This window comes from Rhodococcus sp. P4_F5 (assembly GCF_056401315.1).
The window spans coordinates 63567-89957 of record NZ_JBFUJP010000023.1; the positions used below are offsets into that span (position 1 = coordinate 63567).

The following is a 26391-nucleotide window of genomic DNA, read 5'->3' on the forward strand; positions in this document are numbered from 1 at the left end:
GGATCGACCGAAGTGGCCGTTCCTCTAGCACGATACCCGTGTTTTGTTTATTGTCGACATGAATCACGAGATTTCTTTTTCGATCGAGGAGTGCATATGAGAGCGGCCCGCATCGTCCCCAGCCCCGCCGGCGGCCGGGTCGAGGTCATCGACGTCCCCACATTGGTGCCGGGACCAGGCGATGTCCTTGTCCGCGTCAGGGCCTCGGCCCTCAACCGCGGCGAGATCCTCCAGGCGAGCAGAGTCAAGACCGGGAACCACCTGCCCATCGGAGTCGAGTTCGCGGGCGAGGTCGAGGCCGTGGGGTCGGACGTCACCGCGTGGCAGGTCGGCGACCGGGTGATGGGGCACGGCAACGGCGGACAGGCCGAGTACGTGCTGGCCGCGCCGCTGAGCCTCATGGCGGTCCCGGAAGCCGCCACCTGGATCGACGCCGGCGCCTTCCCCAATGTGTTCACCACCGCGCACGACGCATTGATCACCAACGGTGAGATGCAGAGGGGTGAGGTCGTTCTCGTCAACGCCGCGTCGAGTGGCATTGGTATCGCGGCCATTCGGATCGCGCAGGCCATGGGCGCCGGCGCCGTGATCGCGACCACCCGGTCGGCAGCCAAGGCGCAGCAGCTCGCGGAGCTCGGAGTCGACTGCGTGATCGACGTTTCCGCCGCCGACCAGGCGGAACAGGTCATGGTGTTCACCGACGGCCGCGGCGCCGACATCGTCATCGACTCCGTCGGCGGCACCGTCTTCGAGGACAACATCCGGTCGCTGGCGGTGAAGGGGCGCCTGGTCAACATCGGCCGACTCGGATCCGACACCGCCACAATCGATCTCTCCGCCCTGTGGCTCAAGAGGCTGAAGCTGATCGGCGTGACCTTCAAGACCCGCACCGAGGAGGAGCGCCTCGCCTGCATCCAGGCATGCGCCCGAGACCTCCTGTCCCACTTTGCCGCCGGTCGGCTGCAGATTCCGATCGACCGGGTCTTCCCGATCGACGCCATCGCGGAGGCCCACGACTACATGAAGTCCGACCAGCACGTCGGCAAGATCGTGATGGCGGTCGACACCGAACTGGCGCCGGCCCGATGAGGACCGCTTCGCACCTGTCGAAGTTCGATCGGCTGTGTGCGCTGCGGGACCGGTTCGACCCGCTCGACGACTTCGAACTCTGGTACTGGACCACGCTGACCGCCGGCACGAACGCCTACAACGCCTGCCTGCATCTCGCGGGGGTCACCAGCGACGATCCCGTGTTCTCGACGATCCCCGGCGTCCACCTCGCTCAGCAGGCGGACGGCAGCTACGCGCGCATTCTCCGCGGACCCGGAGACGTCAGCCACGTCGGCTGGCCTCCCATCGACGGGGAGATTCCCGCCGACATCCGCGAACTCGAGGAGGTCATCGAGGCCATCGAGGAGCACCGCGATCCGTGTCTGCGCGGCGACCGCACACCGACGCAGGAGATCGTCGACAGCTGCGAGCACCACTTCGCGCAGGTTCAGAAGATCCTGTTCGCCCGATCGGAGGAGCTCGGATGAAGGCCGAACGGCATCGCCAGATCGCGGAACGCATCGAACGCTCGGTCGCGCTCTGTCACGACGACGACTGGGAGATCCAGATCGAGGCCGCGATGCTGGCMGGTACCCACTGGGCGAACTATGCGCTGCACCAGCACGGGGTCGCGCTGCAGGACGAGGACATCGTGCACACCTCGATGCTGGTGGTGAACACGGTGCGGAAGTACAAGATCGTCGAGTCGGAGCTGATCACCGCCCTCGAGGAGATCGAGGAACTGCGTCCGCTCTACGTGCGCGGCGACGTCGACGGCGGCCCCGAGGCGGGCCGCCGCGCTCTCGACCTCCTCGGATCGATCTCCGCACAGGCCCGCAAGTCCGATGAATTCGCTCGAAGGAGGCTCCCGTGAACAGTCTGATGATGAAGCAGCCCTTGCTGGTCTCTTCGATACTCGAACATGCGCAACGCCATCACGGCGAACAGGAGATCGTCTCCTGCCGGACCGAGGGCGACATCCACCGCTACAGCTTCCGCGAACTCGCTGCGCGCGCACGCAAGATGGCTCAGGCGCTCGCGCGGCTCGGCGCCGGCCCGGGGACGCGGGTCGGCACGCTGGCGTGGAACGGCTACCGGCACCTCGAGCTGTACTACGCGGCGTCGGGATCAGGGGCGGTGCTCCACACGCTGAACCCGCGACTGCACCCCGATCAGCTCGAGTGGATCGCGTCCGACGCGGAGGACCAGGTCATCTTCTTCGACCTGACCTTCCTGCCGCTGATCCAGGAACTGGCACCGCGGTTGCCCCAGGTGCGCCACTTCGTACTCATGTCGGACAGCAGCCACCTCCCGGACGCGCCGGGCGGGATCCTCGCCTACGAAGACCTGATCGACAACGAGTCCGGCGATTACCAGTGGCCGCTCTTCGACGAGGACACCCCCTCCTCGCTGTGCTACACCAGCGGCACCACCGGAAACCCCAAGGGCGTGCTGTACAGCCACCGTTCCACCGTGCTGCATTCCATGGCCGTCGGACTGCCCGATTCCATGGGTGTCTCCGCGAGGGACTCCGTCATGCCGGTCGTGCCGATGTTCCACGTCAATGCCTGGGGACTGCCGTACACGGCATGCATGGTCGGCGCCAAGATCGTCTTCCCCGGCGCCGCGCTCGACGGACAGTCGCTCTACGACCTGGTCGAGGCGGAGCAGGTCACCATCTCGGCGAGCGTGCCCACTGTCTGGCAGGGCCAGCTCCAGTACACCGAGTCGAGGGGCCTGCGGTTCACCAGCCTCGAACGCGCGGTCATCGGCGGAGCCGCCTGCCCGCCGGCGATGCTCCGGCAGTTGGAGGAGACGTACGGCGTCACCGTCATTCACGGCTGGGGCATGACGGAGACCAGTCCCTTCGGCACCGCGTCGGTCCTCAAGGGCAAGCACCTCGGTGCCGGCGACGAGGCGCGCTACGCGAAGCAGGGCAAGCAGGGGCGGTGCGTCTTCGGCATCGACCTGAAGATCGTCGACGACGGCGGAAACGAAGTTGCCTGGGACGGGGCGTCTTCCGGACACCTCATGGTCCGGGGCCACTGGGTGCTCTCGCACTACTTCCACAAGGAGGACCAGGACCCGCTGGTCGACGGATGGTTCCCCACCGGCGACATCGCCACGATCGACTCGGACGGCTTCATGCAGATCACCGACCGCAGCAAGGACGTGATCAAGTCGGGCGGCGAGTGGATCAGCTCGATCGACCTCGAGAACATCGCGATGTCGCATCCTGACGTCGCCCTCGCTGCCTGCGTCGGGGTCTTCCACCCCAAGTGGGACGAACGGCCCCTGCTTGTTGCCGTGCGCGAGCCGGGGGCAACCGTTTCCGCCGCCGAGTTGCTGGCGTCCTTCGACGGCCAGGTCGCCAAGTGGTGGGTCCCCGACGACGTCGTCTTCGTCGACTCGATTCCCCTGGGGAGTACCGGAAAGATCGTGAAGGCCCCGCTGCGGGAGCAGTTCCGCGACCATCTGGTCGCCGCTCCGGCACCGAGCTAGACCCTGATCTGAACCACCACTGATCCGAACCACCGAAGTTGGCGGTCGAGCAACCWGCTCGACCGCCAATTTTGTGTCCCGAGGAGTCCCAACCTCGGCCAGGCACTTCGTGCTCGTGTGCGGCCGCCTGTCCGAACAGACAAATGCCTGCCGCACATGAGTGCGGCAGGCATCGGGCAGGTCTGGATCAGTCTCTCTGCTCAGAGGAGGAACACCCCGGCCATTGCGGTGAGCGCCACCAGGAGGGTGGACAGTGCTGCCAGGACGAACGGCTTGGAGCCGACCTTCTTGATCGTGGCCACCCGGACGCCGGCGCCGAGTCCGAACATCGCGGCGGTCAGCAGCGCGGTCTGGAGAGATCCGGCGAAGGAGAGGACACCGGCGGGAACGACTCCCGTCGACCGGAACGCCACGAACACCAGGAACACCACGACGAACAGCGGCATCAGCGGAGGCCGCTTGACCTGCGTCTGCTGACCGTCCGACCGCTTGCGGGCCATCACGCTCAGGACCACCATGACGGGCGCCAGCATGATCACGCGGGCCAACTTGACCAGCGTCGCCACGGTCAGCGCCAAGCCGCCGATGATGCCGCCGGCGGCAACCACCTGCGCAACCTCGTGGATCGATCCACCGGCCAGGAGTCCCGCGTGGAAGCCGTCGAGCCCCAGCGCGCCGGCGAGCAGCGGGACCGTGGGGATCATCAGGGTGCCGAAGATGACGACGAGGGCAACCGCGGTGAGCACCTCCTCCTCGTCCGCATCGACAACACCGTCGGCGGCGGCGACGGCCGCCGCACCACAGATCGAGAAGCCACAGGCGATCAGGACCCGCTGGGTCCACGAGATGCCGAGCAGGTGCCCCATGAACATGGTGCCGGAGATGCCGACGACGACGATCGCCACGACCATCGCGATGACGCCCCAGCCCAGATTCAGAATGTCGCCGAGGACGAGCTGCAGGCCCAGGAGCGAGATTCCGACACGGAGAAGCTTCTTGGAGGTGAAGGTGAGGCCGGGCGCAAGCCTCGACGGCAACGCCACCGCATTCGCGAGCACTGCGCCCGCCAGGATCGCGATCAGCAGCGGACTCAGCGTGGGGATGAAGTGCTTGATGCCCATGGCCACGGCGGCGCCGGCGGTGCACAGTGCGACACCCGGGACGAACTTTCTGATCCCGTCCAGCCGAGACCTCTCGGCAGGCTGAGTGGAAGTCACAGTTTCGGGCGATGACACATGTTGTCCCAGTTCACTTTTCATGGTTTCGACGCTACGCCGGTGACCGGGCTCACGGTAGACGAGAATTGGCATCACTACATATGAAATTGATATATAAAGCGCGAGCGAATGGGGTCCGCACCCGGAACGGAGATCGCCCCCGAATACACGAAAGCGCCAGCGCTGCAATGAATTTTGCAGAGCGCTGACGCATTTCGCAAGGAGCCACGGGGAGCGGGGACTTATCGTCTCGATATGGGGATGGCCAGATGCGCCGGGACCGGCTCGGCCGCATTCTTCCGGTGAGCCGTGAGACGCGTTGACGGGTCCGAAGTTCCGGCAACGCGCCCCAGGCGGCGCAACCATTTTGGAGGGGCTGCCTCAGAGGGCCTTGAGCTCCTCGGTGACCTCCGCGACCATCTTCTTCGCATCACCGAACAGCATCGAGGTGGTGTCCGCGAAGAACAACGGGTTGTCGATACCCGCRTACCCCGACGACATCGACCGCTTCAACACGATCACCGAMCGCGCCTCGTCGACGTTGAGGATCGGCATCCCGTGAATCGGGCTCGACGGGTCGTTACGCGCCGCCGGGTTCGTCACGTCGTTCGCACCGATCACGATGGCGACGTCGGTGCGCGAGAACTCACCGTTGATGTCGTCCATCTCCTTCATCGCCTCGTACTCCACGTCCGCCTCCGCCAACAGCACGTTCATGTGACCGGGCATCCGGCCGGCGACCGGGTGGATCGCGTACTTGACCTCGACACCACGCGCCTCGAGCAACGCCGCCATCTCCTTGACCGCGTGCTGCGCCTGCGCCACCGCCAGCCCGTAGCCGGGGACGACGATGACCTGGTTGGCGTACGCCATCTGGATCGCCGCGTCCGAGGCGGAGGTCGCCTTGACGGTGCCGCCGGTCGCGCTGACCCCGCCCGCGGCGGCGTCGTCGCCACCGAACGAGCCGAAGATGATCGCCGGGATCGACCGGTTCATCGCCTTCGCCATCAGGTTCGTCAGGATGGTGCCCGACGCGCCGACGATCATGCCGGCGACGATCATCGCCTGGTTGTTCAAAGCCAGACCCGCCGCCGCGGCGGACAGACCCGTCAGCGCGTTGAGCAGCGAGATCACCACGGGCATGTCGGCGCCGCCGATCGGCAGCACCACGAACAGGCCCATCACGCCGGCCGCGACGAGCAGCCCGACGATCAGCAGCGACGACTGCGGGTCACCGTCGGCGTTGAGGCCGATGAACACCGCCAGCCCGACCGAGACCAGCGCGAGGAGCATGTTCGCGAGCTGGAACGCCTTCGCGTTCGAGACGAACACCTTCTCGACGTTCTTGTTGAGCAGTTCCTGCAGCTTCGCGAACGCGACGAGCGAGCCCCAGAAGGAGACGGAACCGATGATCGCCGCGAACAGCGAACCGATGATGAACGGTGCCGAGGGCACCGCCTCGACCGCGGTGAAGCCGTCGGAGTCGAGGAACTCCGCCCACGCGATCAACGCGACCGTGCCACCGCCGACGCCGTTGAACAGCGCCACCAGCTGCGGCATCGCCGTCATCTTGGTGCGCAGGGCCGGCGGCACACCGAGCACCACACCGACGAGCAGACCGCCCGCGATGAGCAGCCAGTTGTCCGTSTCACGGACGTCGATCAGGACSGCGAGGACCGCGATCACCATGCCCACGGCGGCGATGTAGTTGCCGCGGACCGCGGTCTTCGGGCCGGTCAGACCCGASAGACCGTAGATGAACATCGAGAACGCGACGATGTACAGGATCGTGACGAGGTAGCCCATCAGAGGTCAGCCCCCTTCTTCTCGGCCGCCGCCACGTCCTTCTGGCTCAATGCGGCGTCCTTCTTGGGCTTGAACATCGCGAGCATGCGGTCGGTCACCACGAAACCACCGACCACGTTCAAGGTGCCGAACACCAACGCGACGAACAGGATGATCTTGATGCTCCACGGCGCGTCACCSGGMAGATGCCCCAGCACCACCAGCGCACCGAGCACCACGATGCCGTGGATGGCGTTGGTGCCCGACATCAACGGCGTGTGCAAGGTGTTGGGCACCTTGGAGATGACGGCGAACCCGACGAACCCGGCCAGGACCAGGATCGCGATGTTCGCGAGAAGTTCGTTGTACATCAGGCAGTCGCCTCCTTGCGGGTGACGCACGCGGCGGCGAGCACCTCGTCGTCGAAGTCCGGCGCAAACGCGCCGTTCTCGTCGAGCATCAACTCGATCAACGCGTACAGGTTCTTCGAGTACAGCTCACTCGAGTGCTCCGGCATCGTCGCCGGCAGGTTCAACGGGGAACAGATCGTCACCCCGTGCTTGACCGCGGTCTGGCCGGGCTCGGTCAGCTCGCAGTTGCCGCCGGTCTCCCCCGCCAGGTCSACGATCACSSWGCCGGGCTTCATGCCCTCCACCGCGGCCGCGGTGACCAGGCGCGGCGCCGGACGRCCCGGSACCAGGGCGGTGGTGATGACCACGTCGAAACCCTTGATCGCGTTCTCGAGGGCCTGCTGCTGCTGGGCCTGCTCGGCCTCGGTCAGCTGGCGGGCGTAGCCGCCCTCACCGGCSGCGTCGATGCCSAGGTCGAGCCACTGCGCACCGACSGAGCGGACCTGGTCGGCGACCTCGGGGCGCACGTCGTAGCCGGTGACCCGGCCACCGAGCCGCTTCGCCGTGGCGAGGGCCTGCAGGCCGGCGACRCCGACKCCGAGGACCAGCACSGTCGCGGGCTTGACGGTGCCGGCGGCGGTGGTGAGCATCGGGAAGTASCGGGTGGACTCCGACGCCGCCACGATCACCGACTTGTARCCGGCGACGTTCGCCTGCGAGGACARCGCGTCCATCACCTGGGCGCGGGAGATACGSGGGATCGCCTCGACSGCGTACGCCTCGACMCCGGCGGCGGCGAGCGCGGCGATGCCGGACTCGTTGGTGCGCGGGGCGAGGAACCCGATCAGCTTCTGACCCGGCCGCAGCCGCGCGGTCTCCTCGGTGTTGGGGGCGGCGACCTTGAGGACCACGTCGGCGGACCACGCGTCGCCGATGGYSGCRCCGGCCTCCTTGTAGAGCTCGTCGGGCATCAGGGCGGCGAGCCCGGCACCGGACTCGACGATCACGTCGACGCCCTTGCCGATCAACGAGGCGACCATCTTGGGGACCAGCGCGACCCGTCGTTCACCGTCGTTCGTTTCCCGGACGACGCCGACGGCAGGGCGCGCCCTTACCGCTCTGTTCGTTGTATCCAATGTCTCGACTTCCTGCACTAGATCGGATTCGTTCCCGCAGTCAATCTGGTTCGATTGCTGTGCAACGTTTTTGAATGGACGGGCTACGCCGGAACTTCGCCGTGGAGGGTGACTCGATTGAGTACCCGGTCCGCATCGTCGTAGTCGTGCACGGCGTAGTGCATGGTGCATCGGTTGTCCCACATGACCACGTCGCCCTCCTGCCACATGTGCCGATAGACGTTGTCGGGCGTCACCGACGCGGTGTAGAGGTACTCCAGGAAGTCGGCACTCTCCTCGCGGGTCCAGCCGTCGATGCAGACGTTCTCGCGGTGACCGACATACAGAGCCTTGCGCCCGGTCTCCGGATGCGTCCGCACCAGCGGGTGAACTGCCGTCGGAATCTCGTCCTCGGCGACATTCATCATTCGGCCGAGCCGGAGGCCGTGGAACCGAATGTTCAAGCCTCGCACGGTCTTCTGCAGACCCGCGGACAGGTTCTCGTAGGCGAGGTACTGGTTGGACCACATCGTGTCCCCGCCCGCGGGCACCGTCACCGCGGACAGGATCGAGATCTTCGGGGGCGCCTCGGTGAAGGCCGCATCGTAGTGCCACGCCTCCGTTGCCGTGGTCTCCTTCTTGATGTTCGTGAGCTGGACGACCTCGGGGTTGCCGTCGAGCGGGTTCAGCATCGCCGTCACCACGGGGTCACCCCACAGCCGGGCGAACTGAACCTGAGTGGTGGGCGAGATGTGCTGGCCGCGGAAGACAAGGGTGCACCGCTCGAGAAAAGCCGTGTGCAGGGTCTCGAAGACGTCTCGCCCGATCGGCTCGTCGAGCCGGATGCCCTCCACAGATGCGCCAATCGCACCGGTAAGTGGGGTGACCTTCATGTTCACGGTTCCTCCTCTGTCTCAAGGGGTAGTGCTGACCAGTTCGAGTCCTAGGTGCCACCGCCAGCGCGGAAGCTCGCCATGGCATGGATCACAAGTTATCACCTCGCGTGATTAATGTCGACAAGATAGTGAGGGTTTCTCGGGACCGGGCAGGTTGCAGGAGACAAGATCAGCCGCCCGAAGGTCGCGGCCGGCCGCTACGAGGTGGCGAGTCGGGTCCGCGACGGGCATCCCATTCGCCACCGGTACAGACAGTCGCGGAGTCCGTGCCTCGCCGGCACTTCGGCTCGCCCGGAGTCCGCGCACACATCACGAGTGTGGCGGCCCGACCGATGCGGTCAGTCGGAAGCCGAGGCCTCGACACGCTTGAGCGCCTCGACCGCGAGGTCCTGGATCTTCGCGACTCGACCCTCGGCAATCTCGATCACCCGGTCGATGTCACCGTTGCCGACGGCCTTGTACAAGCTCTCCCAGCTCTTTTCGAGCTCGGGCAACTGCTCGGGGTTCGACACCAGGCCCAGCCGGACGTACCGCATGGTCTGGGTCGACAGCGACAGGAGCAGTTCCCCCAGAGTGCGATTCCGGGCCATCTCCGCCATCGCGCAGTTCAGCATGAACGTCGACCCCGCGTACGCATCCGGCGACTCGCGTGAGGAGACGAGGATCCGAGGCAGGTGCTCCTCGAAGACTTCCTTCAGCCGGACGGGCTGCGACTCCACCTCCTGCCGCAGCAGCATGGCGTAGAGAGCCCCCCGGACCGCGAAGGTGTCCTGAAGCTCGCTGGAGGTCGGCGCCATCACGATGGCGCCCCGGCGAGACTGGAACTCGACCAACCGGTCGCGCTCGAGAATCCGCAGAGCCTCACGAACGGGCGCGCGGCTGACCTCCAGGACTTCGCTGATGTCCTGCTCCAGCAGCCGCTGGCCGGTGCTCACGAGGTCGAGCGTGATGACTCCCGCCAGCTTGGCCGCGATCTGTTCGGCCAGCGACGCCGCCACCCATCCCGTGCTCCGATTCCGCAGGACCGCGTGCTCGACTGCGAGCATCAACTCGGTCTGCGGAAGTAGTAAGACGGAAAGGTCGGGGAGATCCCGCGTCCTGCTCCTCCCCATGGTCGACCCTTCCACTCGGTAATGATTGTGCGGCCGATTCTAGCCTTGACCTTTCACTCCCATGATGCACCGACCCGGACTTTCCTTCGAGGGACGGGATCAGCCGCGCAATGCCGGTCCCGGTCACCCTTCAGCCGGCCGCCCGCCTGTCACGGCACCGCGAACGTGGCGAAGCCCGGAGTGACCGATCCGCCCCCCAGCGGGTTGACGGTGACAACGACCTGTCCGGCACCGGTGTTCAGCGTCGTTTCGGCCGGGAACCCGTGCAGACCGTCCGACAGTTGAGCGGAGCCGGTCGCCCCGGTCGACAGGTTCAGCCACTGCACCTGGGAGGAGAGCGGGCAGCCCCACCGACCCGGCTTGCCGCCGGTGATCAGCACGACGCCGGGCCGGTCGCCGACCACCGCCGCGCACCGGATCGGGGGCACGTCGAAGCTTCCGTTCGGATTCCCGAACGGGGCGGGATCGATCTGAAACGGAACCGTCACCGGCGCCGCGGCCGCAACGCCCACCACCGACAACCCCGATGCCACAACGACTGTGGCGCACATTCCGAGCCTACGAACGACATTCACGGCGATCTCCTCCCCCACTGGACAGACCCGACCCAAGAAGTACCGAGCCTAACTCCACCGGCGACCGGCAGCAGCCGGCGATCGCACGAAGGGTGTCGAGTACCCGGTCCTGCCGCCTAGGCTCGAGCCCATGACCCGCCCCCAAATCGGGCTCGACTACCCGGTACTGGACTGCCCGGACCCGGCGGTGTTGGCCGGCTTCTACCGTGACGTGCTCGGCTGGGAGGTCACGAGATCCGAGGACGACTGGATGGTCCTCCAGGGGCCGGGGGCACAACGGCTGGCGTTTCAGCTGGCACCGGACTTCAGCCCACTCGACTGGCCGGCCGAGGGCGTCCGCGTCCATCTCGACCTGCTCGTCGACGACCTGGACGCGGCCGAGGCGTGGGTGGTCGGACTCGGCGCCCGGCGGATCGAGGGTCCCCGGGACCATCCGAGCTTCACGGTGTTCGCCGACCCTGCCGGGCACTACTTCTGCCTGTGCCGCCGCGACTGAAGCGCGGCAGCGTTCAGCCGGCCTTCGCCAGTAGCGCGTCGAGCGCCGCATGGCTGGCGTTCATGCCGTCCTCCATGCCGGACTGCAGCATGCCGTCGCGTTCGGCGGCGGTGAGGAACTGACTGTCGACGACCACCTTGGTGCGGCCGTCTCCGAGGTCGACGAATTCGACGGAATCGATGCACGGGTGCGCGGGCATGCCGTCCCACTCGAAGGAGTAGACCAGCCGCTCCTTCGGGGCGATCTCCCGGAAGCGCCCCTCGAAGCCGTCGGATCCGCCCTCGTGGTGCTCGACGAATCGCCAGTGGCCGCCGCGCTCGAATTCCCAGCGCTCGACGTCGAGCGGGTTTCCGCGCCCCCACCACTGGGCGAGCTGGTCGGGTTCGGTGTATGCGGCCCAGACCCGGTCGCGGGTGGCGTTGAAGACGCGTTCGACGTGGATGTCCCGGTCGCCGGGGGTGGACACGGTCGCGGCGGCGGGGGTGTGTTGCGTGGTCATCGTTACTCCTCCATGCGGTTGAGGAACTGTCCGAGACGGTCCAGGCGGCCCTCGATCTCGAGTTGGCGGCCCCTGATCCAGGCGGCCTCCCGGTCGAGCGGGTTCGTGCCGAGCCGGCAGTGGCGCACGCGGCCGCGCTTCTCGGTCACGACCATGCCCGCGCCCTCGAGCAGGCGCAGGTGCTTCGTGATGCCGGTGAGCGTCATCTCGAAACGCTCCGCCAGCTCGCTGACCGTGGCGTCCGTCCGCCCGAGGTGCTCGAGGATCCCACGTCGGGTGGGATCGGAGAGCGCCGCGAACGAGACGTCGAGGCGTGAATACTGAACCATCTAGTTCAGTATTCACCGGTGGCCCGACTGGTGTCAATGGCCCGGGTGCCAGTACTCCGGCACCGTCCCGGTACTCGTTCTGCCTCAGATTGGACGACGATGGAACCGAGCGCGGGGCGAGGGGCTGGGCCGCGCACCCCGGGAGGGAGGGTCTACCGGTGAAAGCCGTCATGTACACCGAGTTCGGGCCGCCGGAAGTCCTCGGCATCCACGAGGTGGACCGCCCCACGCCGCGGCCGGGCGAGGTGCTTGTGCGGGTGCGCGCGACGACGGTGACCCGGGCCGAAACCCTGATGCGCAGGGGGCGCCCCCGCTGGGGACGCCTGATCCTCGGCGTCACGCGACCACGAGAGAAGCGGCGGACCCTGGGGCTCGAATTTGCCGGAGAGGTCGAAGCTACTGGCGGGGACGGCAGCCGGTTCGCGCCGGGCGACCAGGTTTTCGGGTTCACCGGATTCCGTCTCGGCGCCTGCGCCGAGTACGTCTGCCTGCCGGAGACCGCGTCGCTCGAGCGGATGCCGACCGGAATCGGCTTCGAGCAGGCGGCCGCCGCGGTGGACGGCCCGTCGACCGCGCTGTACTTCCTTCGGGACCGGGCACGCGTCCGCGGTGGCCAGCACGTGTTGGTCAACGGCGCCTCCGGCAGCATCGGGACCTACGCGGTGCAGCTGGCCAAACGCTTCGGCGCCGAAGTCACCGCGGTGTGCGGCTCCCGCAACGCCGACCTGGTCACCGCACTGGGAGCCGACCACGTCGTCGACTACCACCGGGAGGACTTCAGCTCCCGTCACGGCACCTACGACGTCATCTTCGACACCATCACCGCGACGTCGTTCGCGCGATGCCGCCGGGCGCTCACGCCGCACGGCTGCTACCTCCCCACCACCGGCCTGATCAACTGGCCACTCGGTGCGTGGACTGCCTTGCGTGGCGGAAGGACCGTCCGGCCCGGGATGTCCGTGGAGAAGAAGTCGGCGCTTGCCTTCGTGAAGGAGCTGCTCGAGTCCGACGGGCTGCGCGTCGTCGTCGACCGCAGCTTTCCGATGGACCGGATCGTCGAGGCACACCGATACGTGGACCTGGGCCACAAGGTCGGCAACGTGACGGTCACCGTCGGCCGTCAGCGCGGTACCCGCTGAGACGGACTTCTGGAGTCCCGTATGGGAATTCGCCCTCCCACGCGGCCTGTAACGCCGGCGCCCGTGACGGCGACACAGTCGATGGACACTGTCAGCGTGAGGTGAGGAGTGGGGACATGGGATCGATCGAGATCATGAATTGGCTTCAAGAGGGCGCGAACGCCGGAGACCCGATCAGGGGGGCGCTCTACGTCGTGACATTCGTGGTGGGCGGGCTGTACAGCGTGCTCTTCGAAGGCGCCGTGATCTGACCGACGAACGTGAGAGGTAGCGCGTCAGGGCCGTCCGGTTCGGACTCGGCGCCTCCAAAACGGGAACGGCCCCGCCTCGAGGCGGGGCCGTTCTCGTTCGTCGTGGGATGATTGCGCGCGTGCCGATGCCCTCACCGCTGCCCGTCAAGAACGGGGTCGGACCGACGCGGCTGCGCGTCCCGACGTCCGGGCCGTGGGCGACGATCGCCGAGTACGTCGTCGCGAGGTTCGACCACCTGGACGCCGACGACCTGCACCGACGGTTCGATGCCGGCGAGATCGTCGGCACCGACGGCCATCCGATCGGTCGCGGCACGGCGTTGAGTGCGCACCCGTTCGTCTGGTACTACCGCGATCTGCCGGCGGAGGATCCGGTGCCGTTCCACGAGGAGATCCTGCACGTCGACGACGACCTCGTCGTGATCGACAAGCCGCACTTCCTACCGACCACCCCGAGCGGGCGCTACCTGCGCGAGTCGGCGCTCGTCCGACTGCGGGTCCGCCTCGACAACCCGGACCTGGCGCCGATCCATCGACTCGACCGCGGGACCGCGGGCGTGGTGATGTTCTCGGCCCGCCCCGCGACGCGCGGCGCATACCAGTCGCTGTTCGAGAAGCGGCGGGTCGTGAAGGTCTACGAGGCGGTGTCGGCGCGACCGCCCGGGTGGGACCCGGACGCACCGGCGCTCGCCGGACGCGCCGTTCCCCTCGTCTACCGCAACCACATCGAGGCTCGGCGCGGCGAGTTGCGGGTCGCCGTCGACGACGTCCGTGAGCCCAACGCCGAGACGGCGGTCGAGGTGCGAGGGACGGGCGTGAGCGCCTCCGGACGTGCTGTGCTGTACACGGTTCTGCGTCCGCACACCGGACGGATGCACCAGTTGCGGGTGCACCTGGCGGCACTCGGCGTCGGGATCCTGGGCGACCGGCGATACCCCGACCTGCTGCCCGAGGCGCCGGACGATCATTCCCTCCCGCTCCAATTGCTCGCGCGGGAACTGGAATTCACCGATCCGCTGTCGGGGATGCCGCGGCGGTTCGTCACCCGCCGGGTCCTCGGCGAGGCACCCGTGTCGGTGCACTGAGCGGACCGTTACGCAGGCTCCCTCATCACGCCGATATGGCGCACCGTCCCGGAAAGGCCTGGAAGCTCCTGCGCGGGCGACCAGGTGTTCAGCCCATCCGTACTGTCGGAATAGAAGTACTTTCCCTCGGTATAGGCGTCGAAATACATCCGCCAGGCGCCGTTCGGCAACTGAACCACGGCTGGGCCCTCCCGCAGCGAACCCCAATTCCCAGCCGGGACGAAGGAATAGGGTCCCGTCACCGACGGCGCGACCGCATGCTCGATGACCTTCTTCGTCTCGTTCTTGGTGAACGCGTGATAGGTCGATCCCACCTTGACCACGGTGGTGTCGATGTGGTCCGCGCCGATCCCGTCGAGCGGAACGGGCGGGCCCCAGATTCGGAGCGACGGATCCAGCGCGGTCATCAGATACGGCACGAACCCGCCGCCCGTCGACATCGACAGGATGACGTGGACACGGTCGCCGTCCACGAACCATTCGGGTGCCCAGGCCTTCGTGGTGAACGGCGACAGCGACGGCCCGTCGCTGAACCCGGCCGACCCCGAGGAGCCCGGTGGGCTCGCCGATCCCGTTCCGTCTCCCGTGCCCGGCAGGAAGGCGCAGCAGAGCGGGACCGGCCAGGCCCCCAGGAACGTCCAGTCGATGCGGTCACTGCTGCGCGCGAAGCCGATGTTCGCCCCGTCGACTGTGGTGTAGGTGAGGTAGTAGGACCCGTCCGTGTGCCGGAAGATGCTCGGGTCACGCACCGCCCCTGACGGCGGCCGATACGCCGACAGTCGGAGGGGCTGGAAGTGAGTGGCGTCCCCAGACCCGTACACATCCAGGTCGCGCCCGCTGGCGTTGCTGAACGCCACCATCGTGTACTGCCAGGCGGGCTGTGCGCCGCTGCTGCCCGGGGTCGCGACCAGCAAGCCCGCGACAGCGAGCAGCACCATCGACATGGCGGAAAAGCCACTTCGTTTGGTCAGCATCACCGGTGCAGTATCTATGACAGCAGTCACACCATGCGCATCTTTGGCCGCAGGCGGGCGGATCGTTACCCCCGACGAATCTGACGCCCGTCAGTCGGCTCGGCGCCCGATGGGCTGCACATCGACGCCCAGACTGCGCAACGCGCTCGCGGCAGCGCCGGCCCCGCACATGCCGTGCACGCCCGCACCGGGAGGCGTGGAGGCCGAGCACAGGAACATGCCGTCGACCCCGGTCGCGTAGGGGTCGAGCGCGAACCCCGGTCGCCCGACCATCTGGAGCGGCGTGTTTGCCCCTCCCCCGATGTCGCCCCCGACGTAGTTCGCGTTGTAGCGCTCGTACTCTGTCGGACCGGTGGCATGCACTGCGACGACCCGGCCGCGGAAACCGGGCGCGTACGCCTCGATCTGGTCCATCACGACCTCCGTCGCGTCCCCGTCGTAGCCGGACGGGACGTGCGCATACGCCCAGATCGGATGCACTCCCTCGGCCGATCGGTTCGGGTCGGCCAGGTACTGCTGCCCGACGAGCACGAACGGTCGCTCCGGCATCCGGCCCGTCACGACTGCGGCCTCCGCGGCCGCCACCTCACCGGCGGTGCCGCCCAGATGGACCGTGCCGGCCCTGCGCGCCGACTCGTTGGTCCACGGGACTCCCTCGCGCACGGCCAGGTCCACCTTGAAGGCGGCCGGGCCGAACCTGTAGGACCGGTACCGGCGCCTGCTCCGCCCGCCGAGCCGCTCGCCGAGGATCTCGGCGGCCGCCTGCGGGGTGGTGTCGAACAGCGTCACGTCGGCCGCCGGCAGATCGGCGAACGACCTGACCGGAGCGTTGCACTCGACCTCCCCGCCGCGCTCCCGCAGGACGGAGACCAGCGCCGAGATGATCGCCTGCGAGCCGCCCTCGGCGACCGGCCAGCCGTGCCGATGCCCGGCCGCCACCAGCATCACGCCCACGGACGCCGACAGCGGACGGTTCAGGGGCTGGAACAGGTGCGCCGCGCACCCCATGAACAGGGCCCGGGCCTGCGGTGTGCGGAAGGCCCTGGCCAGCACGGTGGCCGGGAGTCCGGCCCGGAGTCCGAACCTGGCCAACGCGATCGGATGCCGGGGCACTCGCAGGAGCGGGCCGAGCACCTCGGGGGCGAGGGTGTCGAAGCTGCGTGCCAGGGGCCCGAAGACCCGACGCCAGGCGGCGGCGTCCGCACCCATCCCGGCGGCCGTGCGGTCGATGTCGCCGGCCAGCACACCGGCCGACCCGTCCGGGAGCGGATGGACGAGGTCGATCTCGGGCCACCGCCACCGCAGGCCGTGCTCGGCGAGCGGCAGCGTCGCCAGGTACGGCGAGGCGACCCCGAACGGGTGCACCGCGGAACAGACGTCGTGCAGCAGTCCGGGCAGCGTCAGTTCGCCGGTGCGCGCGCCTCCTCCCGGACTCTCGGCGGCTTCGAGCACCGTCACCTTCACTCCGTGCCCGGCCAGCCGGACGGCGGCGGCCAGCCCGTTGGGGCCGGAACCGACCACGACCGCGGTCCTCACGTTCGCCATGTCAGCGCGCCCGAGCGGCGTCGCTCACCGTCACCGGCATGTCGTCGGCCCACGGTTGCCGGTTGACCATGTCCGCGACCCGGACCGTGCCCCGCTCGAACTCACCGGTGGTGGCGTCGAGCAACCGGTAGGCCTGGGTCTGCCTGTGGATCGGCTGGGCGTCCAGGACCAGCACCCGCAGTTCACCCGGCTCGAAGCCGCACAGCTCCTGGAGCGTCTCGACGAGCTGCTCGGAGTGCAGGTGCCCGTCGCCGAAGTTCCAGCCGAGCACGACGCCGGCCACCGTCTCGCCGTCGAGTTCCACGTACTCCGTCGCGGGTCGGTCGGCCAGGAGCCGGGGCAGCAGCGCGGCGTGCGCGCGACCGTGCGTGTGGATCGCGCGGAACGCGAAGCCGGTGAGCCGCGTGGCCCGGGCCTCGTCCTCGCCGCCGTAGACCTTCTCCAACTGGCGGTGCGGCAGCATCGCGAAGCGGATCGTGCCGTCGGTCAGCTTCCGCTCGCCGCTGGGCGAGAGGCACCAGACGGTGGTGTCCCAGTTCCCGGCGTAGTACCGCATCCCGAGCAGGAAGCAGATCCGCTCCGGGAACAGGTTGCCGAGGATCACGAGGAGGAAGCTGACGGCCGGGATCAGCAGGACCGCCGGATGCACGAGGTCGCCGAGCCCCAGGGACGCCTTGTCCACGAACAGCGTCAGCACGGCGAAGATCATGAACACATTCCACTCGAGCGGCGTCCCCATCGGGATCGTCACGATGATGTGCAGGTGGAACAGGATCATCACGGTCGCTGCGACCGTCGTGACGGTGCCGCCGCCGGAGAGGATCAGCACGAGCGGAACGCCGAACTCGATCGCGGTTCCGCCGTGGGCGAGCAACTTCGAGAGCCCGGACGGGCGCAGGTCATCGGGGTACGACTTGGTGAAGAGGTGCTTGATGCGCTTCGTTCGCCACAGCGGGCTGTTCGCCTCCATCGCCTGCACCACCGACGGGAAGTGCACGTTGAGCTTCGAGACCGCCGCACCCCACCAGATGCACAGCAGGACGAACTTGGCGGCCACGATGGAGTCGGGGAACGGCACGAGGAAGGTCACGGCAATCGCGCCGTAGACCTCCGCACGGGCGGCCAGGAATATCGTCCGGTCCCGCAGTCCGATGACCGCGAGTAGTCCCAGGACGACGGCCACCTTCTGCCACGGCAGCTGAACCGTCCCGGCAGCGGTCGCGGAGACCAACGCCACCAGCAACGAGACGAGCAGCGCGGCGTACAGGACGATGTCGACGACGCCGCGCCGGTTTCCGGAGGTGAGCGGAACTCGTCCGGGCCACGGCGGCATCCGGATGGTTCCACGGCGGAACCAGTAGAGGAACGAACCCAACGGCGGCAGGAAGCGCAGGTTCAGGGGCCCGAACCCGCAGCCCAGGCCGGTGACCTCGAAGAGGATGCACCAGAGCACGACCTTCTGCCACACGACCGGCAGCGCCCACCACTGGCCGACGTCGAGCAGGCCGTCCACGCCGGGCGTGGTCAACGCGAAGCATGCCGCGCCGAGGATGAACAGGGCGATCTTCACGAGATAGCCGAGGTACACCACATCGGGTGTCCCGAAACCTTGTGAGAGGTAGTTCTCCGAGAGGATGCGCATCTGGGTGGGTCGCCGGCCGCGGCGCAACTCGTCCGCGTCGATGTCCGGTTCCACCGGCAGCAGGAATCCCATAGGTCCTCCGTAGCGCTCACCGTTCCGACACGACGTCGCCTCGGTCGGCGACCGGGCCTCCGCGCGGCCGGTCATGGTGGAGAACGTAGTGCTTTGTAGACACTTCGACACAAGTGTTTACAAGAAGAACACTCCGAACTTTTCGACGCCCTATGATCGAGCGGCGAYGAAACCCGACTCCAGCGTCGTGCGCGACCGCATCCTGGACGCCGCCGAACTCTGTCTGACGCGCGACGGGATCCGCCGCACCACCGTGCGCGCCGTGGCGCAGGAAGCCGATGTCAGCCGCGCCTACCTGTACCGGTTCTTCGCCGACAAGGCGACGCTGCTCTCGGCGGCGCTGATCCGCCGGGGCGCGGACTTCTGGGAGGACGCGGCCGATCGGATCGCGCGACAGGACAGCGTGTCCGGCATGCTGACCGAGGCGGTCGTGCTGTCGAGGCAGAATCCCTTGGGGCCGTTGGCCGTTGAACTGGCCGCCCGGGAACCGCACGAGTACGCCGAGATCATGGGCACCTACTCCCAGGACGTGGTCGCCCAGCTGTCCGACTTCTGGGTGGACCGGCTGCGTGACGCCCAGCAACGCGGTCTGGCCCGCGAGGACCTCGACCTGCCCGGCGCGGCGGAATGGCTGGTCCGGATGCTCGTCTCCCTGGTGGGGACGCCGGGATCCGCAGTCGACGTGGACGACCGGGAGGCTCTGTTGACCTACCTGCAGACGTTTCTCGGTCCGGTGTTCAACCCGGCGTCACGCTGAACACCTACCGCCACCTTGTGGCCCGACACAGACGACAGAACCCACAGGGCCGGGGACGAGCTGCGCCGGGCCTCTGCGGGTTCTGCTGCGGACGGGCAGCCTCGAACAGGCCGCGGAACTGGGGTCCTAGACGTTGAAGCGGAACTCCACCACGTCGCCGTCGACCATCACGTACTCCTTGCCCTCCATGCGCACCTTGCCGGCGGCCTTGGCCGCGGCCATCGAACCCGCCTCGTCCAGGTCCGCGAAGGACACGATCTCGGCCTTGATGAAGCCGCGCTCGAAGTCGGTGTGGATGACGCCGGCCGCCTGCGGGGCGGTGTCGCCCTTGTGGATGGTCCAGGCGCGCGACTCCTTGGGGCCGGCGGTGAGGTAGGTCTGCAGCCCGAGGGTGTGGAAGCCGGTCCGGGCGAGCGCGTGCAGGCCGGGCTCGGACTGGCCGATCGAGTCGAGCATCTCCTGGCGGTCCTCCTCGTCCAGCTCGAGCAGCTCCTGCTCGACCTTCGCGTCGAGGAACACCGCGTCCGCGGGGGCGACCGACGCCCGCAGCTCGGCGACCTTCGCCTCGTCGGTGAGCACGGCCTCGTCGGCGTTGAAGACGTACAGGAACGGCTTGGTGGTGAGCAGGCTCAGCTCGCGCAGCAGCCCGAAGTCCAGCTTGTCCTTGACGCTGAACAGGGTCTTGCCCTCGTTGAGGAACGCCTGAGCCTTGAGCGCCTCGTCGTGCAGCGGCTTGAGCTCCTTGTTCTTGCGCGCTTCCTTGTCCAGCCGCGGGAGGGCCTTCTCGAGAGTCTGCATGTCGGCGATGACGAGCTCGGTCTCGATCACCTCGATGTCCGACGCGGGGTCGACGCGGCCGTCGACGTGCACCACGTCGTCGTCAGCGAACACGCGAACCACCTGGCAGATGGCGTCGGCCTCGCGGATGTTGGCCAGGAACTTGTTGCCCAGGCCGGCGCCCTCGGACGCGCCCTTGACGATTCCGGCGATGTCGACGAAGGAGACCGTCGCGGGGAGAATCCGCTCGGAGCCGAAGATCTCGGCGAGCCTGACCAGCCGCGGATCGGGCAGCTCGACCATGCCGACGTTGGGCTCGATGGTCGCGAACGGGTAGTTCGCGGCCAGCACGTCGTTGTTGGTCAGCGCGTTGAAAAGGGTGGACTTGCCGACGTTGGGCAGTCCGACGATTCCGAGGGTAAGGCTCACGGTCTCCAGAGTCTACGGACCGGTGTGGGCGCCCTGCACACACCGGTCCGTAGACCTGCGGATCGGTACCCGCGTCAAAGCTCGTCGACGGCGGGCAAAACGAGTAGCTCACGGCCGTGACATGCGGTGACCCGGCGCTCACAATGAGAAGAGCGCAATCCGAGGGCACCCCGGAGCCGCGCGGTGCGCGACGCCGCCACCAGGAGGAACACAATGACCAGAAATTCACTCCGCGCAGCGATAGTGGCCGCGGCCGCGGTGCCGGCTTTCGCGTTCGTCCCGACGATCGCCGCCGCCGGACCGGCATCGCCGATCCCCGCGCCCGTCCAGCCCGCATACCTCAGCCCACAGCAGGGCCCGTTGGGTGCCGCGCTGTCCTGTGCGCCCTTGGCCGTGATTCCGTTCGCCGGGGGCATCGCCCTGGCCTGTTGGGCCTGAGGCGGGCGCTACCCTCGCTTTCGCGCGACCGTCACCGCCCAGTCCGCATCGGCGTGCCAGGGCCGCAGATCCCAGGTCCCGAATCGGTGCTCGCGGACCAGGCCGACCGCCGCCAGGTCGGCGTCGTAGTCGTCGACGGTGTAGCGGTAGCCCGCGGCGAACCCGACCACCAGCACCCCGCCCGGCGCCAGGTGCGCGGCGAGCCGGCCAAGCACCGCCCGCTCCGTGCCGGGCTCGACGAAGATCATCACGTTGCCCGCGGCGACCACCGCGTCGAACACCTCGCCGGGCAGGTCCAGCTCCGCGAGGTCGGCGAGGTGCACCGTCAGCTCCGGATGCGCGCGCGCCGCCGCCACCAGAACCGGGTCCAGGTCCACCGCGGTCACCGCGTGGCCGCGCCGGGCGAGTTCGAGTCCGACACGCCCGGTCCCGCAGCCCGCGTCGAGGACCCGTGACCCGGGCGCCAGCAGGGCGTCGACCATCCGGGCCTCGCCGTGCAGGTCCGCCCCGTCGGCCGCCAGCTGCTCGAATCGTTGGATGTAGGCGCGCGACTGCGCCTCGTCTCGCTCGTTCTGCCATCGGGTCACGGCGCCCAGAGTACGTTTCGCACAGCCGATTTGCCCGCGCCCGCAGGTAGGCTTCGCCGCGAACGGTGGGGGGTCATGTTCCCGGGGTCCGTCATGGTTCACATCGAATACACATCACCTGAAATGCCCTTGAAAGGGGACACACGTGGCGGACACCTTGCAGGCCGGATCGAGCCTGTCGACCGGACAGTCGCTCACCTCGGGCAACGGCGCCTACGCGCTGACGCTGCAGGACGACGGCAACCTCGTGCTGAGCGAGGCCGGCAACGCCGTCTGGGCCAGCAAGACGAACGGCAAGAGCGCGGTCAAGGCCGACCTCCAGGACGACGGCAACTTTGTCCTCTACACCGAGGGCAACGACCCCGTCTGGGCCTCGCAGACCTCCGGCAACTCGGGCGTCCGCCTCGTCGTGCAGGACGACCGCAACGTCGTGCTGTACGCCGGCGACAAGGCCGTCTGGGCCACCGACACCGCGGTCGAGGCCGCGGCCCCCGAGGCCGCGCCCGCTCCCGCTCCCGAGCCGGAGCCGGCTCCCGCGCCCGCTCCCCCGGCGCCGCCGGCCCCGCAGACCCACACCGTCGGTGACGGCGAGTCGCTGTGGGTCATCGCCGAGCGCTACTACGGCGACGGCAACCAGTACCAGCGGATCGCGGACGCCAACGGCATCCCGAACCCGGACCTGATCAACGCGGGCCAGGTCCTCACCATCCCCGCGTAGTTCCCCGCAGCACCCGACTCGGCGACCCCGGCACCCCATGCCCGGGTCGCCGAGTCGCATCACCGTCGAAATGACATGCGCCGCGCCCCACTTCGGGCCGGCCGAGCTGGAGGTGGCAATCGTGCGCTGGTTGATCGTGGCCGGGATGTGGCTGGTCGGACTGGCCGCGGTCGCGCTCGCCGTCGCGGTGGCGTCGGGCTGGTGGGTGCTCGCGGTGATCGCCCTGGCGTTCGCCTGCGTCGGCACCCGGGACCTGCTGCAGCGTCGCCACAGCATCCTGCGCAACTACCCGGTCCTCGGACACGCGCGCTTCCTGCTCGAGCGGATCCGACCCGAGATCCAGCAGTACTTCGTCGAATCAGCCACCGACGGAACGCCGTTCGACCGGGAGACCCGCGACCTCGTCTACGAGCGCGCGAAGGGCACCAAGGACGACGAGCCGTTCGGCACCGAACGGGACGTGCAGGCGCCCGGTCACGAGTTCATGGCGCACTCGCTGCGCGCCCGGCATGCCGGCGAGGAGACGCCGACCGTGCGACTGGGCGGGCCGGACTGCGCCCGGCCGTACGACATCGCGCTGCTGAACGTCTCCGCGATGAGCTTCGGCTCGCTGTCCGGCAACGCCGTCGAGGCGATGAACGCGGGCGCCGCCCGCGGCGGGTTCGCCCACGACACCGGCGAGGGCGGCATCAGCTCCCACCACCGCAGGCACGGCGGCGACCTGATCTGGGAGATCGGCTCCGGCTACTTCGGGTGCCGCACCGCCACAGGACATTTCGATCCGAAACTGTTTGCCGCCAAGGCCGCCGACGACCAGGTCAAGGCCATCTCCGTCAAGCTCTCCCAGGGCGCCAAGCCGGGCCTGGGCGGGGTGCTGCCCGGCGCCAAGGTGAGCGCCGAGATCGCCGCCACCCGCGGCGTCCCGGTCGGCCAGACCGTGATCTCCCCGCCCGCGCACAGCGCCTTCGACACCCCGAACGAGCTCGTCGACTTCATCGCCACCCTGCGCACCCTGTCCGGCGGCAAGCCGGTCGGGTTCAAGCTGTGCGTCGGGTCCCGGGTCGAGTTCCTCGGGATCTGCAAGGCCATGGTCGAGAAGGGCGTCACCGCGGACTTCGTCATCGTGGACGGGTCCGAGGGCGGCACCGGCGCGGCGCCGGTGGAGTTCGAGGACCACATGGGCATGCCGCTGACCGAGGGCCTGATGCTCGTGCACAACGCACTGGTCGGGGCCGGCCTGCGGGACCGGGTGAAGATCGGGGCATCCGGCAAGGTCGCCAGCGGCAGCGACATCGTCAAGCGCGTCATCCAGGGCGCCGACTTCACCCTGGCGGCGCGGGCGATGATGTTCGCGGTCGGCTGCATCCAGGCGCAGGCCTGCCACACCAACCACTGCCCCGTCGGCGTCGCCACCCAGGACCCCGCCCGGGCCCGGGCGCTGGACGTCCCCGACAAGGCCGCCCGCGTCCACCGGTTCCAGAAGTCGACGGTGGCCAGCGCCAAGCAGATGGTGGCCTCGATGGGCCTCGACGGTTTCGACGAGCTGCGGCCGTCCATGCTCAACCGCCGGATCGACGCGCACACCACCCGGACGTACGCCGAGCTGTACGAATGGCTGCTGCCCGGCGAGTTGCTCGACAACCCGCCGGACGGCTGGCTCACGGACTGGATCGACGCCGACGCCGACCGGTTCTGACCTCCCGGCTTCGACCGCACACCGTCGCGGACGGCGCGCAGACTGGACCCCACCGGAATAGGGTGACGTAGGTCACAGTCGATGCCTGCCCAGGAGGTCCCCATGACCACCACCACCCCCGGCAAACCCGCGTCGGACCCGTACATCGAGTACCTGTACACCGACCCGGACCTGCCGCCGGTCGGCATCGTCGACCGGACCCCGATCACCCCAGCAAAGAAGGTGGTGTTCGCGGCGATCGGCGTGGTCGGCGCCGTCGCCTGGACGATGATCGCGATCGTGCGCGGCGAGCACGTGAGCTCCGTCTGGTTCGTCCTCGCGGCGGTGTGCACGTACCTCATCGCGTACCGCTTCTACGCCCGGCTGGTCGAGAGCCGCATCGTCAAACCCCGGGACGACCGGGCGACGCCCGCCGAGGTGCTCGAGAACGGCAAGGACTTCATGCCGACCGACCGGCGGGTGCTGTTCGGTCACCACTTCGCGGCGATCGCCGGGGCCGGTCCGCTGGTCGGTCCGGTGCTCGCCGCGCAGATGGGGTACCTGCCCGGGACCATGTGGATCATCATCGGCGTGGTGTTCGCCGGCGGCGTCCAGGACTTCCTGGTGCTGTGGATCTCCTCGAAGCGCCGGGGCCGGAGCCTCGGTCAGATGGCCCGCGAGGAACTCGGCGTCGTCGGCGGGATCGCCGCCCTGATCGGCGTCTTCGTCATCATGGTCATCATCATCGCGGTGCTCGCGCTGGTGGTGGTGAACTCGCTCGCGGAGAGCCCGTGGGGCGTCTTCTCCATCGCCATGACCATCCCCATCGCCCTGTTCATGGGTGTCTACCTGCGGTTCCTCCGACCCGGCAAGGTCTCCGAGGTCTCCCTGATCGGCGTTGTGCTGCTGCTGCTCGCGATCGTCTCCGGCGGCTGGGTCGCCGACACCGGCTGGGGCACCGACTGGTTCACCCTCTCCAAGGTGACCCTCGCGTGGTTGATGATCGGCTACGGGCTCGCCGCGTCGGTGCTGCCGGTGTGGCTGCTGCTCGCTCCCCGCGACTACCTGTCCACCTTCATGAAGGTGGGGACCATCGCGCTGCTGGCCGCCGGAATCCTGGTGGCCCACCCCCAGATCCAGATGCCCGCGACCACCTCGTTCGCCTGGGACGGCGACGGCCCGGCGTTCTCCGGATCGCTGTTCCCGTTCCTGTTCATCACCATCGCCTGCGGCGCCCTGTCCGGCTTCCACTCCCTGATCGCGTCGGGCACCACCCCGAAACTGCTCGAGAAGGAGCGGCAGACCCGGATGATCGGCTACGGCGGGATGCTCACCGAGTCCTTCGTCGCCGTCATGGCCCTGGTCACCGCGTGCATCATCGACCAGCACCTCTACTTCGCGCTCAATGCGCCCGCCGCGCTGACCGGCGGCACCGCGGAGAGCGCGCCCGAGTACCTCAACAGCCTGGGCCTGCCCGGCGCCGACATCACCGCCGAGCAGTTGAACCAGGCCGCTGCGGACGTCGGCGAGGAGTCCATCGTCTCGCGCACCGGCGGCGCCCCGACGCTCGCCATCGGCATGTCGGAGGTGATGAGCCAGTTCATCGGCGGGGAGAGCCTCAAGTCGTTCTGGTACCACTTCGCGATCATGTTCGAGGCGCTGTTCATCCTCACCACCGTCGACGCCGGCACCCGGGTGGCCCGGTTCATGCTGTCCGACTCGCTCGGCAACTTCGGCGGCGCCGCCCACAAGTTCAAGGACCCGTCCTGGCGATTCGGCGCCTGGTTCTGCTCGATCGTCGTGGTGGGACTGTGGGGCGCGGTCCTGCTGATGGGCGTCACCGACCCGCTCGGCGGCATCAACACCCTGTTCCCGCTGTTCGGCATCGCGAACCAACTGCTCGCGGCGATCGCGTTGACGGTGGTGCTGGTGGTGGTGATGAAGAAGGGGCTGTTCAAGTGGGCGTGGATCCCGGCCGTACCCCTGGTCTGGGACCTGATCGTGACCATGACCGCGTCCTGGCAGAAGATCTTCTCGGATGTCCCGGCGATCGGGTACTGGGCCCAGCACCGGGACTTCGTCGACGCCCGGAACGCGGGGCTGAGCAGCTTCGGCTCGGCGAAGACGCCCGAGGCGATCGACGCGGTCATCCGCAACACCTTCGTCCAGGGCACCCTGTCGATCGTGTTCGCGGTGCTGGTCCTGATCGTCGCGGTGGTCGGACTCCTCGTCTGCGTCAAGGCCTTTCGTGCCGGCGGGCTGCCCGACACCGAGACCCCACCGGTGCCGTCGAAGCTCTTCGGTCCGGCCGGCTTCGTGCCCACCGCCGCGGAGAAGGCCGTCCAGCACGAGTGGGACGAGCTGATCGCGGAGGGC

27 protein-coding genes are annotated in these 26391 nt (G+C 68.3%); 13 read left to right on the plus strand and 14 right to left on the minus strand.

Going from position 1 to position 26391, the window contains the following annotated elements:
• Nucleotides 1–96 precede the first annotated feature (96 nt).
• From AC1DU4_RS11945 to AC1DU4_RS11960, 4 genes are read left to right on the plus strand one after another with little or no spacing between them, the layout of a single operon-like run.
• Complete coding sequence (locus tag AC1DU4_RS11945) at nt 97–1089, plus strand: zinc-binding dehydrogenase (RefSeq protein ID WP_477840031.1); 993 nt, start codon at nt 97–99, stop codon at nt 1087–1089.
• Complete coding sequence (locus AC1DU4_RS11950; RefSeq protein WP_477840032.1) at nt 1086–1538, plus strand: hypothetical protein; 453 nt, start codon at nt 1086–1088, stop codon at nt 1536–1538. The genes AC1DU4_RS11945 and AC1DU4_RS11950 overlap by 4 nt, the downstream gene beginning before the upstream one ends.
• On the plus strand, nt 1535–1924 hold the full coding sequence (locus AC1DU4_RS11955) for a hypothetical protein (RefSeq protein ID WP_477840034.1): 390 nt from the start codon (nt 1535–1537) through the stop codon (nt 1922–1924). The genes AC1DU4_RS11950 and AC1DU4_RS11955 overlap by 4 nt, the downstream gene beginning before the upstream one ends.
• Nucleotides 1921–3552 carry a 3-(methylthio)propionyl-CoA ligase gene (locus tag AC1DU4_RS11960; RefSeq protein WP_477840036.1) on the plus strand — a complete coding sequence of 544 codons (1632 nt, stop codon included), beginning with the start codon at nt 1921–1923 and terminating at the stop codon, nt 3550–3552. Before AC1DU4_RS11955 ends, AC1DU4_RS11960 begins: the two co-directional genes overlap by 4 nt.
• Nucleotides 3553–3752: 200 nt before the next feature.
• On the opposite strand, the gene AC1DU4_RS11965 is transcribed toward AC1DU4_RS11960, so the two are convergent.
• The 7 genes from AC1DU4_RS11965 to AC1DU4_RS11995 form a co-directional block, all read right to left on the minus strand.
• The gene (locus AC1DU4_RS11965) at nt 3753–4811 is read right to left on the minus strand and encodes a YeiH family protein (RefSeq protein ID WP_477840038.1); all 1059 of its coding nucleotides are present in this window, start codon (nt 4809–4811) and stop codon (nt 3753–3755) included.
• Nucleotides 4812–5150: 339 nt separating this feature from the next.
• Nucleotides 5151–6575 (minus strand): NAD(P)(+) transhydrogenase (Re/Si-specific) subunit beta, encoded by a 1425-nt coding sequence (locus AC1DU4_RS11970; RefSeq protein ID WP_477840039.1) that lies wholly within the window; start codon nt 6573–6575, stop codon nt 5151–5153.
• Entirely contained in the window at nt 6575–6925 is a 351-nt protein-coding gene (locus AC1DU4_RS11975; protein ID WP_477840041.1) for an NAD(P) transhydrogenase subunit alpha part 2, read from the minus strand. The genes AC1DU4_RS11970 and AC1DU4_RS11975 overlap by 1 nt, the downstream gene beginning before the upstream one ends.
• Nucleotides 6925–8040: a Re/Si-specific NAD(P)(+) transhydrogenase subunit alpha gene (locus AC1DU4_RS11980; protein ID WP_477840043.1), complete on the minus strand. Its 1116-nt coding sequence runs from the start codon at nt 8038–8040 to the stop codon at nt 6925–6927. The genes AC1DU4_RS11975 and AC1DU4_RS11980 overlap by 1 nt, the downstream gene beginning before the upstream one ends.
• Nucleotides 8041–8123: 83 nt before the next feature.
• A complete protein-coding gene (locus tag AC1DU4_RS11985) occupies nt 8124–8912 on the minus strand; it encodes a TauD/TfdA dioxygenase family protein (RefSeq protein ID WP_477840084.1) in 789 nt (262 codons plus the stop codon).
• Between the two features lie 341 nt (nt 8913–9253).
• Nucleotides 9254–9961: a GntR family transcriptional regulator gene (locus tag AC1DU4_RS11990; protein WP_245709475.1), complete on the minus strand. Its 708-nt coding sequence runs from the start codon at nt 9959–9961 to the stop codon at nt 9254–9256.
• Between the two features lie 215 nt (nt 9962–10176).
• Nucleotides 10177–10602 carry a hypothetical protein gene (locus tag AC1DU4_RS11995; protein WP_477840045.1) on the minus strand — a complete coding sequence of 142 codons (426 nt, stop codon included), beginning with the start codon at nt 10600–10602 and terminating at the stop codon, nt 10177–10179.
• A 130-nt stretch (nt 10603–10732) separates the two neighbouring features.
• On the opposite strand from AC1DU4_RS11995, the gene AC1DU4_RS12000 reads away from it, so the two are divergent.
• Nucleotides 10733–11098, plus strand: a complete 366-nt coding sequence (locus AC1DU4_RS12000; protein ID WP_477840047.1) for a VOC family protein — start codon at nt 10733–10735, stop codon at nt 11096–11098.
• Nucleotides 11099–11111: 13 nt separating this feature from the next.
• Here AC1DU4_RS12000 and AC1DU4_RS12005 read toward each other — a convergent pair whose 3' ends face one another.
• Together AC1DU4_RS12005 and AC1DU4_RS12010 are read right to left on the minus strand one after the other, a co-directional pair.
• Nucleotides 11112–11597 carry an SRPBCC domain-containing protein gene (locus tag AC1DU4_RS12005; RefSeq protein ID WP_477840049.1) on the minus strand — a complete coding sequence of 162 codons (486 nt, stop codon included), beginning with the start codon at nt 11595–11597 and terminating at the stop codon, nt 11112–11114.
• A gap of 2 nt (nt 11598–11599) precedes the next feature.
• Nucleotides 11600–11926, minus strand: coding sequence for an ArsR/SmtB family transcription factor (locus tag AC1DU4_RS12010; protein WP_477840051.1), 327 nt, complete (start codon nt 11924–11926; stop codon nt 11600–11602).
• Between the two features lie 158 nt (nt 11927–12084).
• Here AC1DU4_RS12010 and AC1DU4_RS12015 point away from each other — a divergent pair, with 158 nt between their 5' ends.
• The 3 genes from AC1DU4_RS12015 to AC1DU4_RS12025 all read left to right on the plus strand — a co-directional run bounded on the left by AC1DU4_RS12015 (nt 12085) and on the right by AC1DU4_RS12025 (nt 14401).
• Nucleotides 12085–13065, plus strand: a complete 981-nt coding sequence (locus AC1DU4_RS12015; protein ID WP_477840053.1) for an NAD(P)-dependent alcohol dehydrogenase — start codon at nt 12085–12087, stop codon at nt 13063–13065.
• Between the two features lie 116 nt (nt 13066–13181).
• Nucleotides 13182–13316, plus strand: coding sequence for a hypothetical protein (locus tag AC1DU4_RS12020; RefSeq protein WP_255312561.1), 135 nt, complete (start codon nt 13182–13184; stop codon nt 13314–13316).
• Nucleotides 13317–13423: 107 nt separating this feature from the next.
• Nucleotides 13424–14401, plus strand: coding sequence for a pseudouridine synthase (locus AC1DU4_RS12025; protein ID WP_477840054.1), 978 nt, complete (start codon nt 13424–13426; stop codon nt 14399–14401).
• A gap of 8 nt (nt 14402–14409) precedes the next feature.
• Here AC1DU4_RS12025 and AC1DU4_RS12030 read toward each other — a convergent pair whose 3' ends face one another.
• From AC1DU4_RS12030 to AC1DU4_RS12040, 3 genes are all read right to left on the minus strand, one after another.
• The gene (locus AC1DU4_RS12030; RefSeq protein ID WP_477840085.1) at nt 14410–15375 is read right to left on the minus strand and encodes a glycoside hydrolase family 43 protein; all 966 of its coding nucleotides are present in this window, start codon (nt 15373–15375) and stop codon (nt 14410–14412) included.
• A gap of 90 nt (nt 15376–15465) precedes the next feature.
• Nucleotides 15466–16911, minus strand: coding sequence for a phytoene desaturase family protein (locus AC1DU4_RS12035; protein WP_477840087.1), 1446 nt, complete (start codon nt 16909–16911; stop codon nt 15466–15468).
• Nucleotides 16912–16921: 10 nt separating this feature from the next.
• The gene (locus AC1DU4_RS12040; protein ID WP_477840056.1) at nt 16922–18634 is read right to left on the minus strand and encodes a DUF3556 domain-containing protein; all 1713 of its coding nucleotides are present in this window, start codon (nt 18632–18634) and stop codon (nt 16922–16924) included.
• Between the two features lie 187 nt (nt 18635–18821).
• Here AC1DU4_RS12040 and AC1DU4_RS12045 point away from each other — a divergent pair, with 187 nt between their 5' ends.
• Nucleotides 18822–19391, plus strand: coding sequence for a TetR/AcrR family transcriptional regulator (locus AC1DU4_RS12045; protein WP_477840057.1), 570 nt, complete (start codon nt 18822–18824; stop codon nt 19389–19391).
• A gap of 126 nt (nt 19392–19517) precedes the next feature.
• Here AC1DU4_RS12045 and ychF read toward each other — a convergent pair whose 3' ends face one another.
• The gene (ychF, locus tag AC1DU4_RS12050; protein WP_477840060.1) at nt 19518–20597 is read right to left on the minus strand and encodes a redox-regulated ATPase YchF; all 1080 of its coding nucleotides are present in this window, start codon (nt 20595–20597) and stop codon (nt 19518–19520) included.
• A 213-nt stretch (nt 20598–20810) separates the two neighbouring features.
• Here ychF and AC1DU4_RS12055 point away from each other — a divergent pair, with 213 nt between their 5' ends.
• A complete protein-coding gene (locus AC1DU4_RS12055) occupies nt 20811–21035 on the plus strand; it encodes a hypothetical protein (protein ID WP_477840061.1) in 225 nt (74 codons plus the stop codon).
• An 8-nt stretch (nt 21036–21043) separates the two neighbouring features.
• Here AC1DU4_RS12055 and AC1DU4_RS12060 read toward each other — a convergent pair whose 3' ends face one another.
• Entirely contained in the window at nt 21044–21622 is a 579-nt protein-coding gene (locus AC1DU4_RS12060) for a class I SAM-dependent methyltransferase (RefSeq protein WP_477840063.1), read from the minus strand.
• Between the two features lie 145 nt (nt 21623–21767).
• Here AC1DU4_RS12060 and AC1DU4_RS12065 point away from each other — a divergent pair, with 145 nt between their 5' ends.
• From AC1DU4_RS12065 to AC1DU4_RS12075, 3 genes are all read left to right on the plus strand, one after another.
• Complete coding sequence (locus tag AC1DU4_RS12065) at nt 21768–22340, plus strand: LysM peptidoglycan-binding domain-containing protein (protein WP_477840065.1); 573 nt, start codon at nt 21768–21770, stop codon at nt 22338–22340.
• Nucleotides 22341–22458: 118 nt separating this feature from the next.
• Nucleotides 22459–24036 (plus strand): FMN-binding glutamate synthase family protein, encoded by a 1578-nt coding sequence (locus AC1DU4_RS12070; protein ID WP_477840089.1) that lies wholly within the window; start codon nt 22459–22461, stop codon nt 24034–24036.
• A gap of 102 nt (nt 24037–24138) precedes the next feature.
• The coding region (locus AC1DU4_RS12075; RefSeq protein ID WP_477840067.1) for a carbon starvation CstA family protein at nt 24139–26391 on the plus strand (2253 nt) is incomplete at its 3' end.